Source organism: Anaerobacillus sp. MEB173 (assembly GCF_052119505.1).
Lineage (GTDB): Bacteria > Bacillota > Bacilli > Bacillales > JBJMAU01 > JBJMAU01.
On the sequence record NZ_JBJMAU010000002.1, the window covers coordinates 621,856 to 634,039 of the forward strand.

12 protein-coding genes and 1 tRNA gene are annotated in these 12,184 nt (G+C 34.9%); 3 read left to right on the plus strand and 10 right to left on the minus strand.

Annotated elements, in window-relative coordinates; all coding sequences use genetic code 11:
- Positions 1-394 precede the first annotated feature (394 nt).
- From trmL to ACJ2A9_RS07640, 6 genes are all read right to left on the minus strand, one after another.
- On the minus strand, positions 395-868 hold the full coding sequence (gene trmL / locus ACJ2A9_RS07615) for a tRNA (uridine(34)/cytosine(34)/5-carboxymethylaminomethyluridine(34)-2'-O)-methyltransferase TrmL (RefSeq protein ID WP_441421012.1): 474 nt from the start codon (positions 866-868) through the stop codon (positions 395-397).
- Between the two features lie 87 nt (positions 869-955).
- Complete coding sequence (locus ACJ2A9_RS07620) at positions 956-1,852, minus strand: amidase domain-containing protein (RefSeq protein ID WP_441421013.1); 897 nt, start codon at positions 1,850-1,852, stop codon at positions 956-958.
- Between the two features lie 132 nt (positions 1,853-1,984).
- The gene (locus ACJ2A9_RS07625; RefSeq protein WP_441421014.1) at positions 1,985-2,515 is read right to left on the minus strand and encodes a methylated-DNA--[protein]-cysteine S-methyltransferase; all 531 of its coding nucleotides are present in this window, start codon (positions 2,513-2,515) and stop codon (positions 1,985-1,987) included.
- A 72-nt stretch (positions 2,516-2,587) separates the two neighbouring features.
- Positions 2,588-3,721: a tRNA epoxyqueuosine(34) reductase QueG gene (queG, locus tag ACJ2A9_RS07630; RefSeq protein WP_441421015.1), complete on the minus strand. Its 1,134-nt coding sequence runs from the start codon at positions 3,719-3,721 to the stop codon at positions 2,588-2,590.
- Positions 3,722-3,888: 167 nt separating this feature from the next.
- A tRNA-Pro gene (locus tag ACJ2A9_RS07635) sits at positions 3,889-3,965 on the minus strand.
- A 150-nt stretch (positions 3,966-4,115) separates the two neighbouring features.
- Entirely contained in the window at positions 4,116-5,651 is a 1,536-nt protein-coding gene (locus ACJ2A9_RS07640) for a glycine betaine uptake BCCT transporter (RefSeq protein ID WP_441421016.1), read from the minus strand.
- A 369-nt stretch (positions 5,652-6,020) separates the two neighbouring features.
- Between ACJ2A9_RS07640 and ACJ2A9_RS07645 the strand changes: the two genes are divergently transcribed.
- Positions 6,021-6,206 carry a hypothetical protein gene (locus ACJ2A9_RS07645; protein WP_441421017.1) on the plus strand — a complete coding sequence of 62 codons (186 nt, stop codon included), beginning with the start codon at positions 6,021-6,023 and terminating at the stop codon, positions 6,204-6,206.
- A gap of 74 nt (positions 6,207-6,280) precedes the next feature.
- Here the strand turns inward: ACJ2A9_RS07645 and ACJ2A9_RS07650 are convergent, their stop codons facing one another.
- On the minus strand, positions 6,281-6,691 hold the full coding sequence (locus ACJ2A9_RS07650; protein WP_441421018.1) for an ion channel: 411 nt from the start codon (positions 6,689-6,691) through the stop codon (positions 6,281-6,283).
- A 174-nt stretch (positions 6,692-6,865) separates the two neighbouring features.
- Here ACJ2A9_RS07650 and ACJ2A9_RS07655 point away from each other — a divergent pair, with 174 nt between their 5' ends.
- Complete coding sequence (locus tag ACJ2A9_RS07655) at positions 6,866-7,657, plus strand: potassium channel family protein (protein ID WP_441421019.1); 792 nt, start codon at positions 6,866-6,868, stop codon at positions 7,655-7,657.
- Between the two features lie 25 nt (positions 7,658-7,682).
- Here the strand turns inward: ACJ2A9_RS07655 and ACJ2A9_RS07660 are convergent, their stop codons facing one another.
- A complete protein-coding gene (locus ACJ2A9_RS07660) occupies positions 7,683-8,546 on the minus strand; it encodes a DUF421 domain-containing protein (RefSeq protein WP_441421020.1) in 864 nt (287 codons plus the stop codon).
- Between the two features lie 104 nt (positions 8,547-8,650).
- Here ACJ2A9_RS07660 and ACJ2A9_RS07665 point away from each other — a divergent pair, with 104 nt between their 5' ends.
- On the plus strand, positions 8,651-9,004 hold the full coding sequence (locus ACJ2A9_RS07665; protein WP_441421021.1) for a DUF4363 family protein: 354 nt from the start codon (positions 8,651-8,653) through the stop codon (positions 9,002-9,004).
- A 78-nt stretch (positions 9,005-9,082) separates the two neighbouring features.
- Here the strand turns inward: ACJ2A9_RS07665 and ACJ2A9_RS07670 are convergent, their stop codons facing one another.
- Positions 9,083-9,286, minus strand: coding sequence for a DUF1657 domain-containing protein (locus ACJ2A9_RS07670; protein ID WP_441421022.1), 204 nt, complete (start codon positions 9,284-9,286; stop codon positions 9,083-9,085).
- A gap of 1,189 nt (positions 9,287-10,475) precedes the next feature.
- A complete protein-coding gene (locus ACJ2A9_RS07675) occupies positions 10,476-11,999 on the minus strand; it encodes a Na+/H+ antiporter NhaC family protein (protein WP_441421023.1) in 1,524 nt (507 codons plus the stop codon).
- Between the last annotated feature and the right edge of the window lie 185 nt (positions 12,000-12,184).

The window sequence follows — 12,184 nt, forward strand, 5'->3', positions numbered from 1 at the left end:
CTAGACATGTTGACAAGAAAGAACTATAAATAGAGATTCAATCTGTTTCTTTGTCTTTATAACAACTAATTTAGTATCAAAATCATGGAGGAAAAGTGAGTAATTTTGAAAAGTTCGTTAAATCCTAAAATGATTCGACATTGCCATTCACACCATTCCAATAATGTTCTATAATAAGGAAATGAGCTACTAATAATATTTTCCGTTACAAGAGGAGGAGTAAGATGGGGACTATCCTAATTCTAGGTGTAATCGCAGCATTTCTTGCAGCAATCTTAACTGCTGGTTATAATGACAATCCACGCAAAAGCTAGGCTCAGTACTTCATTGATTTAAGTACTAACATCCGCAAAGAAAAAATCGACCCAATATAAGGTCGATTTTTTTTTCTTCATTACGACAAGTCCGGAAAATTCTGTTGTCTTAGCGCTTCATAAATAAGAATAGCTGCAGTATTCGATAAGTTTAATGAGCGAACTTTATCTGTTTGTGGAATACGTAAGCAACGTTCCTCATTGTTCTCTAATAAATCATTCGGAAGACCAGTCGTTTCTTTTCCAAATACAAAGAAGTAATCCTTCGTTTGATCGCTATAGTCAAAATCACTATATGCCTTCGTTCCAACAGTTTCTATAAAGTAAAAATAACCATCCTTATAAGTATCAAAGCATTCTTCAATTGAATCATAATAATGAATATGAACATTTGGCCAATAATCACAGCCAGCTCGTTTTAACATTTTATCATCAGTTGAAAAACCTAGTGGACGAATTAAATGCAAAGCCGTATTTGTACCGGCACATGTTCTAGCAATATTCCCTGTATTGGCAGGGATTTCAGGCTGATACAAAACAATATGTAATCCCATTTCTTCACCTCAACTTCATTTCAAATTATCGGTATTTATTATACCACTTTGCAGATAAGGTGAGAAATAGGCATGTCTTGACTTTTGTTATCTATCGACAATTTTGAAAAACTTATATTGAATATTAGGAGTATAGGCTGTTGAATCTTCATATGACCAGTATCGCATCCGACTATTCGAAGTATGGGCGTTAACTAACGGTTCATTATTAGCGTCCTTTGCGACAACGATGGTTGTATGCTGCCATCTCCCATTCCCATCAAAATCGTAGCAAATAATATCACCTGGTTCTAATAGTTCTGCCTGAGAGACCTCATTCCCCCGTAAGCCTGATTTAGCTCCACTCATATACCATCGAAATGAATGAGCTACAGTCCAGCTGAAGCTCCAGTTATTACCGCTATACCACCAACCTTTCGAGCGATTCGGAGACCCCGTCATTGGAGCTCTCCCTGCATGCAAACATTGTGAAATAAAGTTCGTGCAATTATCATTAAAGTTTTTATAAGCAGGATTTCTAGCATCCCACCACCTTTCTGCATACCGAATTGCTTCAAGTCGATTATACGTAAAGCGATCATGATATTCGGGCTGTATTTCCCGTTCAATCTTTTCTGTTCTTTCACTATTTATTGTTCGCTCATCATGAATCAGATAATCTTTCGTTATTGTATCATCATTAAAAATCGCCATTCTTGTTTGAATTGCTTCTTCAATATAAAACTTATCCTTCAGCTTTGTTAAGTATTGATAGTGAAGCCAATATTCAACCTGTCGTTCATCTTCAAACTGATGTTGTCTAATTACATTACCATTTACTGTTGACTTCACAATTTCTGCATTTCGTCTTTGTAAAATTTCCTTTTTCCGATATAAACATCGTTGTTCTTTCTCTTCTAAATAATCACGATCTATTTCCGTTTCATTAACAAGACAGTCATTAAACTTCTCAATATTTGCTTTCAATGTCTGAAACCAAGTCATTAGGTTAATCCTCCCATCAGATTATAAACCTTTTTAAAACATATGAATGCAATGATTGTATAAGAACAATACAAAAGTAAATACTATTACAGAACCAAAAAAAAGAAAGCTACGTTAATAGCTTTCTAATCATTACGATATTTTTTTCAAAGAGCCTTCTATTTCAAGTAGATGCTCTTTTTTATCTAGTCCGCCCCCATAGCCTACCATCGCTCCATTTGACCCAATTACACGATGGCAAGGGATGATAATAGGAATCGGATTTTTATTATTCGCTCCACCGATAGCCCTAACTGCCTTTGGTGCACCAATATCTTGTGCTAATTGTTTATAAGAACGTGTTTCTCCGTAATCAATTTTTTGTAGTGCTTCCCAAACGCGAATTTGAAAAGGCGTTCCTACAAGATCAAGTGATAGATCAAACTGATAACGTTCTCCAGAGAAATATTCTTGTAATTGTGTAATAACTGGCTGAGATTTTTCTTGATTTAAGATCAGTTCAAATTTTAAAAAATGCTTTTTTAACCATCCCTTTAGTTGAGGTAACGTTTGTTCAATTGATCCAAATTCAATATGACAAACACCTTGACTACTGGATACAATTGTCAAAGGACCAAGGGGACTATCCATTTCACCGTAGAAAATGAATTGCCTCTTTGTCATAATACACCTACTTTCAATCCAGTCTTGTCCTTATCTTACTGAATTAACTAAGAATTTGCCAATACTATTTCATTAATTTATTAGCCTTTTTATCGCATTATCTATCTCATCCAACACTTTCTCATCTTTTTCACTATTTTTTGCATTTTCTAGTTTATTTAGTGCCTCATCCCCGCCTATTTTACCTAAAGCCCATGCTGCCGTACCTCGAATTTCAGGACGAGGGTCATTTCTCAATAAATCAGTAAGCTCGCTCACTGCATGTTGATCCTTAAAGTGTGCGAGTGCAATTATTGCGTTTCGTTGAATTGGTTTTTTTCCACGCCATGCCCCTGATAGCCTTCCAAACCTCTCCCTAAACTCTCTATTACTAATTTTTAATAGTGGGATCAGTTTTGGTTTGACTACATCAGGATCAGGCTCCATTTCTTTATGAAAGTGAAAGTCATTCCCTTTATTTTCAGGACAGACTTGTTGACAAGTATCACAACCATATAATCGGTTCCCTATTTTTTCCCGAAATTCTTCAGGTAATATATCTTTTGTTTGTGTTAAGTAGGAAAGACACTTTTGTGCATTAATTTGCCCCCCTTGTATAAGAGCACTAGTTGGGCAAGCATCAATACATTTTGTACATGACCCACATTGATCAGTTAAAGGGGTATCAGGTGAAAACGGAATTGTTGTTATCATTTCTCCTAAATAGACGTATGAGCCAAATTCAGGAGTAATAATCGCACAATTTTTACCACTCCAGCCTATACCTGCTCTCTCGGCTACTGCTCGATCCGATAAGGCCCCCGTATCAACCATAGAAGCTACTCTTGCCTCGGGTACTTTTGTTAAGATGAAATCCTCTAATTTCTTTAATCGATCTTTTAAAACTAAATGGTAATCCTCACCCCACGATGCTCTACAGAAGATCCCCCTTCTTTCTTCCTTTGTACTTATTGGCCGATTCTCCATTTTTGATGGATATGCCAATGCTATCGCAATGATTGATTTTGCCTCTGGTAACGATAATTCAAGATTTATACGTTTCTCAATATCAGGCTCCTCAAAACCTGATTGATACCCTAACTCTTGTTGCTTTTCCAATCTTTTTTTTAGTTCTACAAATGGATCTGCAGAAGCAAAACCAATTTTATCTATTCCGATACTCTTACTGTATGCAATGATTTCTTCCTTTAAGTGGGCTACTGTCATAAGAAATTCACCCTTTCTAAAAAAAATTTACATTTATCTATTATTCAACCCGTCCGCAGCGGTTTATACAGTATTACTGTAATAAATCACTTCTGTAAAAGTAGAAAAGTAGTGTCTCTATTGGAAACACTACTTGAATATTTGTACTAATTTTCAACGTCTTTACATGGTCGGGAAGACAGGATTTGAACCTGCGACCCCCTGGTCCCAAACCAGGTGCTCTACCAAGCTGAGCCACTTCCCGCATTTAATTATAAGTACCAATCTTAAAAAATTTTATCATAGAGAATGAAAAAACTCAATTCTATCTCTATTTTTTCTACTTATTATTGCATTAAAAAAGGATGTCTCATAAGTGCTTTTCCTTTGAGACATCCCCTTTTATAGTCAATGATTAACTAACCGACTTTATTGTCTGTTTATGCTCTTTTTTGGCTATTGAACTTTTACTTTCTACACGAAGATCCTGATTTAGCGATCGAACCAAACCATAACACATAACGAGTACAACAAATGTTAATGGCAGAGCACTTACAATAATAGCCGTTTGTAGCCCCGCTAAACCACCGGAAGCCATTAATACAGCTGTTGCTGCAACTAAAATGATTCCCCATGTAATTTTTACGCGGTTTGGCGGATTTAATTTTCCTCCAGTTGTCTGCATCCCCAACACAAAGGTTGCTGAATCTGCTGAGGTAACAAAGAAGGTCGTAATCAATGCTACAGTTAATATCGATAGTACTATTCCAAACGGTAACTGCTGGAAAACATAAAATAATGCTGTTTCCAAGCCTTGGCCAGAGACATTAAACCCTTGGATAAGCTCCATATAAATCCCTGTACCGCCAAATACCGTAAACCAAAGACTGCAAACAAGAGTTGGAACTAATAGAACAGCTATAATAAATTCCCTTACTGTACGACCTTTTGAAACTCGAGCGATGAACATTCCTACAAATGGCGTCCATGAAATCCACCATGCCCAATAGAAGATTGTCCATCCTTGTGTCCAAGCTGCTTCATTCGCATCAAATGGTGATATACGCAACCCCATTAACAAAACATTTTGAGCATAGCTGCCTAAGCTAGTCGTAAACATGTTTAGTAAAAATAATGTTGGTCCGAGGATAAGCATTGCAAAAAATAACAATATTGCAATTGACATATTCGCATTACTTAAATACTTAATCCCCTTTGAAATCCCTGTGTTTGCTGAGATGATGAAAAGCACTGTTATGATACCCATAATAATCATTTGTACCATAAAGTTATTAGGAATACCTATGAGATATTCTAAGCCGGCATTAATTTGTTGTGAACCTAACCCAAGTGAGGCTGCTACACCAAACAACGTAGCAAAAACCGCTACAACATCGATCGTATGACCGATTGGACCTTTCACCTTTTCACCAAGCACAGGATAAAGTGTTGCACTCATTAAACCAGGTGCACCTTTATTAAACTTTTGATAGGCAAGAGCTAATGCTACAACTGCATATATTGCCCAAGCATGCAATCCCCAATGAAGCCATGTATAACGCATCCCAACAATTGCTGATTGTTCGGTACTTCCATCACCTGTTGGTGGAGTTGCAAAATGAGAGACTGGTTCTGACACTCCGTAAAATAAGAGACCAATTCCCATTCCAGCGGAAAATAACATGGCAAACCATGTTGGTCGATTAAATTCTGGTTTTGCATCTGCATGACCAAGCTTAATTCTTCCATATTTACTAAAAGCAATAAATATAGCAAATAAAAGGAAAAATGTAGCTACTAGTTGATAAAACCAGCCAAATGACTCAAGAATAAATCCTTGCGCTACATTCATAGCTGCCGCTAATTGATTGGGAATTAGTACACCAATGATTACAAATAGAATAGCAATTCCTACAGAAACTATAAAAACTGACCTGTCACTTTTATCCAAAACGTTCAACACTTCCTTTATTCAATTTTTTTGTAGAAACATGACATAGATTGTCATATACTACTATTTAATCATAGATATTTACAAAATCAAAAACGGAAACTCCTTCATTTTTTTGAATTAATCCTTGTCCTCCACTGTTATTACCTATTAGATGGGATTCATTTAATAATCCTATTACATAAGACATAATTCTCCATTTCTCATCGTATATATATATTATTGTAAATAATTCCTCACTTTTCAGTTAAATTCGTACTCTATATCAGGAAATATGTAGATAAATTTTAATTGAAACTTGCAGGAAAACTATCAATATTTCCATAAGAATTAAAGAGGAAAAAACTTAATGAAAGGTGGTCGTTGGTAGTGAGCAGAGATTTAACATTACAACAAATCGCCGAGGGGATTCCAAAATCGGTACTAAATGCATCAGAGAAGGATTTAGAAAGTTTCCAAAAAATTATAGATGAAACTGTAAAATTACGAGAAGCACATAAGGAACTGCAAAGATTAGTAAAGAACTTTGCCTCCTCTGGAATTCAACGTCCTTAAATAATAATGAAAATGCTGAATAAGGATACATTATTAAAAGGTATCCTTATTCAGCATTTTTTATAAGAAATAAGTTAATTATCCGTTTTTTTCATAAGTTTAGGATCAATATAATTGATCGGTGCCTCCTCGACCCTTTCCACTTTTTTACGATTAGGGATGATAAATTGTACAACAATCACTACAGGAAGAAGATATCCTATAAGAGCCTGAACCATTGCCGCTGCTCTCGCCCATCCAAATGGTGTTACATCACCATAACCCACAGATAATAAAGTAATAGAGCTTAAATATAGGGACCTTGTAATTCTGTCAATCCCCTTCTCCTGATGAGAGGTTGATGCATAATGATCAACAATGAGGCCTAAATTAGTAATATCTAATATCCAATAGATTATAGAAAACGTTAACCAAACATTTACATAAAGCAGTAAAAAAACCGTAAGTCGATAGATCGTATGTTTTTTTTGTACGCGATAATGCATATAAAAAAACCTCTTCCCCTAATTTTCCTCTTTGTAATTAATATGTCCAAATTTTTGATATTAGAAGTCGGTCAAACTTATGATCTCTATAACAAGGGAATAATAATTTTGATGGCGGTAAGACATAATATCTATGTATTTTATAAATTTAATATCGGAAATAAGGAGCTTTACATGATTTTTAGTCTGATTAAAAAGGTACTTGATAAAACAGTTAATATAGAACATTGGAAATTAATTGTAGGCGGGGTTGTTTTTATTATCCTCAGTTCATTCATCATCTATATTGTTGAACCAAATGAATTCAAATCCCCATTAAATGGTTTTTGGTTTGTCATGACTACGATTTCACAGGTTGGTTTTGGGGATTATATACCCAAAACCATGATCGGTAGATTATATACGATTGTATTATATATAGTCGGTGTTGGTTTTTTTGCAATCATCATTGCTAAATGGATCGACCTGCTCAATACATATGAAGAGTTAAAGGAGGCGGAAATATTGGGTTACAAAGGGGAAAATCATATCGTTATAATTACTTGGTCTCAAAAATCCAAAATTACAATTGAGCAAATTCTTAATAAAAACCAAAATACTGATATTGTTTTAATCGATCAGTTAAATAGCTCCCCTATAAACCATTCAAATATTCACTATGTTCAAGGTGATGCTACAAAAATAGATACACTACAAAAAGCAAATATTCTATTTGCGAATACAGTCTGTGTCTTTGCTTCAGATAATGTCATAGATAAGGCTAGTGAGGACGGTAAAATTCTATTAATCGCATCTACTGTAAAACACATAGCAAAGCAAAATAACAAAAATATCTATACCATTGTTGAAATTTTAGAAGAAGAACATACTTCTAATACCAATCAATATTTTATTGATGAATTTATTATTTCTAACCAGCCATTTTCTACACTAATGGCTTCAAAAGCCTTACATAAAGAGCGATAAATAAGATTTGTATTAAACTTATTTATCACTCTTTTAAATATACTGCCATCTCTTCCATTAACTTATCCATTTGCTTAGCATAAGTTTGGTACATTTCTTTTGCATTTTGGTTTTCTGTTTGGAGGGAGAAATTTACTAAATTCGCCTGAAGCTGCTTAATATTAGCTGCTACTAATAGCTTCTGTTTAATTTGAGGCATATTCAACCTATCATTGTATAGATCAACATAAACATTTCCCATTGAATCAATCTGCGCTAAAAAAACATCACTAAAATCACGTGCTCCCTGTTTTAGAATTTCTCCTAGTAACCAATCTTTTGTATAGCCATAGTTTGTTAAACTTTTTTCCATGACATTCCCGTCAATTATTACAATACGCGGATGTTTCTCCTGTTCCACGACTAAACCTACATACTTTGGCGTTAGCGGTTCTGCGTCACTCTTTTTCATGACACTGATTTGTCCATTTTTCTCCATAACAGCTGTTTCAATTTCCGATAGTTTAAATGCATTGTTTTGCCGCAAATGAATCATCAGTTCATCAACAGTAAGGCTTTCCTTTTTCAAGTTTTTTTCGAGTATTTTTCCATCCTGTATCAAAATAGTTGTTTTCCCTTCAGTGAGCTTCCGAAACCTAAAAGACTTTAGCTCTATTTGAGAAATAATAACCGGAAGCATTGCCCAAATAATCATCCCAACAATAAAATTAGACATTCTTACTTCCGTGCCGAACGTTAACTCTGCGGCTATACTACCGATTGATATACCTACAATATATTCATAATATGTCATATCAGTAATGTGTTTTTTACCCATCATTCTCGCTAAAATAAGCATTAAAAAGAATCCAACTAGGCCACGAATTAGCACAATTGATAATTCATTCATCAAATTCACTCCTTAAACCAAACAGCGAACTATTTTTTACCATTATTGGATAAACTAAATCTAAATATGCTGCTATATATAAAAGAAAATCAAGGAGTGTTCACATGAAAAAAATTATTAGATACTTGGCTCTAATAATAATGGTAACTTCAATGATAGGCTGTAGTAATGTGACCATTACAGAGAAGGATGAATTACTCTTTAATAAAATTAATCAGGTACAAAATGATATTGAAGATGAACAATGGGATAGAGCTTTAAAAAATCTAAGTGAATTTCAAAAAAATTATCAAAACAGGAAGTGGAAGATGCAACTTTTAGCTGGGCTTGATGATTATACTGAAATTGAAATAGAAATGGAGAAATTGAAGGAAACAATAAAAGAGAAGGAGGGTCTAGAAAGTAAAGTCGGATTAAGTCATATTAGACAGCGAATGTTTATTATTTATAACCTATAATAAAAATGCCAAGTATCTTTTAAAATCCCTACTCTACAGATACTTAGCATTATTAGCATTAAAATTCTTATATATTAGTTACTCTCGAAATTCAGGCTCTTCTTGCTCAATTTGCTGTACTCTTGATTCTAAACCATCAATGACGGCTTGAATCTGTTCAGCTGCATCTTCATACTTTTTTTTAGCAGCTTCATCTTGTGTTTGTAAAGCAAACGTCTCTAAATTTGCCTGTACACTTTTTGCATTCGCCAGTGCTTGTTTCACTTGTGTACCAACTGTCACCTTTTCCCCACCTCTAAGTCTTATTTATCTTTATTTTTCCCTAAAGAATAAAAAATTGATAATCCTTATATTTCCTAAACACATATCCTATTTAATTAGGACATACACTGTTTTTAGGATTGAGGTGACAAAAGTTGTTATTCTTATATCAGAATGAATGGATATGTTTTTTAATCTCTGAGGGGATCACTTGGATAGCTGCTTTACTATTTATAGTTAATCGTTATAAATTTCAGCTTGCTCAACTTAACCAATTCTTTCTTTTTATAATTATATTTTGTACTATTTTTCAAGCTTTATTAGTTGCTATAAATTATTACTTCACCGGCAAGGTTTCTTTTTTCCAGGTAGTTATCGTTCTCTTTATCATTTACGCTAGTACTTTAGGTAGTTCTGATTTTCAGCGACTTGATGCTTATATCAAACAAAAGCTTACCAATCAACGTTCTTTTTCTAACGATTTTCATACCTACAGAAAATATCGGAATCAACTATTCTTATTCCATACCTTCGTATTACTATGTATTCACCTTATTTGGTTTAAATTCGATAGTAGTGTATCGCAAAGGATAACCAATAGTAACTCCTTATTATTTAATGAAGCCTTCCTGCAAACATTACCTATCATTTATGAGAGTAGATTTTTTAATTTAATTAGTTATTTATGGATTATCATTTATATTTTCGACCTATGTATTATTCTTTTTTATACATTCTTACAAATTAAAAATAACCAAAAATTCTTCATAAACTAAATTCGCTGGTTATAGTAAAATAGAAAATAGGGGGCTTAGATATGGTACCTCCTTCCAAGCCCTTAGCTTTCATAATATACAAGATCCCATTACTATCGTTATTCCCTCTACATATCAGTAATGATAAATACAGCAGTACCGCTGCCATAGACTCCCACATAGAAGAGAAAAAACGGCCAGTTTCAAGATACCAATTCTCTGACAACAAATTCGAACAGTATTCTTTTTCATCTTTTTTCTATATGAATCAATTTCATAAAGCCTATCTCAGGCTTCTAGCTCTGATTCATGAGAGCCTTCCTCCAGTCTGAGAGTTTTGGTCGCACTTAACTCATTCGACTTTTGGGGAGGTACTCCTTTTTTCGTGTCCTGAAAGCCTTGCGAGACTTGGGATTCAAATTATAAAATTTACTCAACTAGGATTTTTTTTAATTTTATTTTTGTGTAAGCTTATCGAACTCTTCAGGTTTAAGTTCTTCGCCATTTTCCCCTTCAAATCTCAGTCCCCATCCAGTTAATGCAGCAATCAACATCACTAAGAGGAGAAACCATCCCTGAAAGACAAAGGGAAAGACTTCAGTTGGACCAACTACCGGCAAAAAATCAAATTCTTGTGCTGCTCCTTTAATCGTTGCCCAAGCAAGTAAGACTCCTCCACTCCAAGGGAAAATATATCCTAAAGAAGAAGAAACAGTATCAAGAAAATTGGCACGACGATAAGGATGGATATGAAACTCCTTACCAAGCTCACGGACAAAAGGACCAGCTGTTATTTCTGCTGCGGTATTAATCGTAATAAAAACATTTAAAAAAGCAACAATGGCATAGATTGAAAGTTCTGCTCTTCTGACAACTCCATTAATAATTTTGATAAAAAAATTTTTAATTCGATTCATTGTACCAGCCAGTTCCATTATATGTGCTGCTGCTAAGATAAACAAAATCAAAATAGCCATGTTAAAATACCCGCCAATTCCACTCATTAATGCTCCACCTACAACAGGGTTCCCTAATTCATCGTGTGAAAAATGGAGCACCACATCTAATGATATTCCAGTTAAAAAAATAACAACAATGGAAGCTAAGATTCCCCATGTTAACGTGGTTACTAAATGCCGCCCACGCAGTGCCAATGTCAGCACAAGAACAAATGGAATTAACATCAGCAAACCAATCGGAGACACTTGGTCTTGTAGTTGTGAAATGACTTCGTTATGTTCAATACCTGCTCCACTACCTCCAAAGATAACAAACATAATAAAAGCTGGTATAGCAGCAGCCACTGAATATTTAATTCGTGAACGAACAACACCTGGAACATCTGCTTCTTGAGTCGTTGCAGAAACGATCGTTGTATCGGATACAGGTGCCAAGTTATCTCCAAAAACAGCCCCACTCAATATTGCTGCAAGTAAGACCACAGGATCTGCACCTAAAATGATTCCTGCAGGATACATCAGAATTCCAAAGGTCGCAACTGTCCCATACCCAGTACCAACTGCTGTTGAAAACAAACCAGCAAGTAAGAAAGTAACCCCAACCAGCAGTCCACCTTCAATATTTGTAACAAATCCAAACCAGATCAATCCCTCTACTAAACCTCCAGCCGCTAAGAGCTTTGCAAACATCCCTGCCCAAAACCAAGCAATAACTGAAATTACCCCTATAGGCTGAGCCATTCCAGAAATAAGAGCTTGTGCATAATGACGCCATTTTGATTTACAAAAAAATAAACCAAGTGCAATTCCCATAACCATACCTAACACAAGTGCTTCTTCTGTAACCAATTTTAATAGACTTAGTACAATGGCCCACACAATAAAAAATAGAAGAGGCAGTGTTGAAGCAAAGGCTCCTCCATAAAATTCGAGAATATCGATTTCTTTTTCTCCTATCGCCTCATCAACAGCCGCTTCCTGTTCCTTCATTTTGTCGCTTTCGTTTTCTTTTTCTTTCATATCATTCCCTCCATTTCAAACAAACTATGTCTTAGTTATCTTTTCACATGGGGAATGAAATAATTCTTCAACACTTACGGGTCCTTGCGGCAATTAAAGGCTCCTTATTAATAGGATTTGATAGCTAAAAAAATGTAAAGCGGCGCCCCACTACGCTAATGCGTTAGCATAACGGGGGCACTATA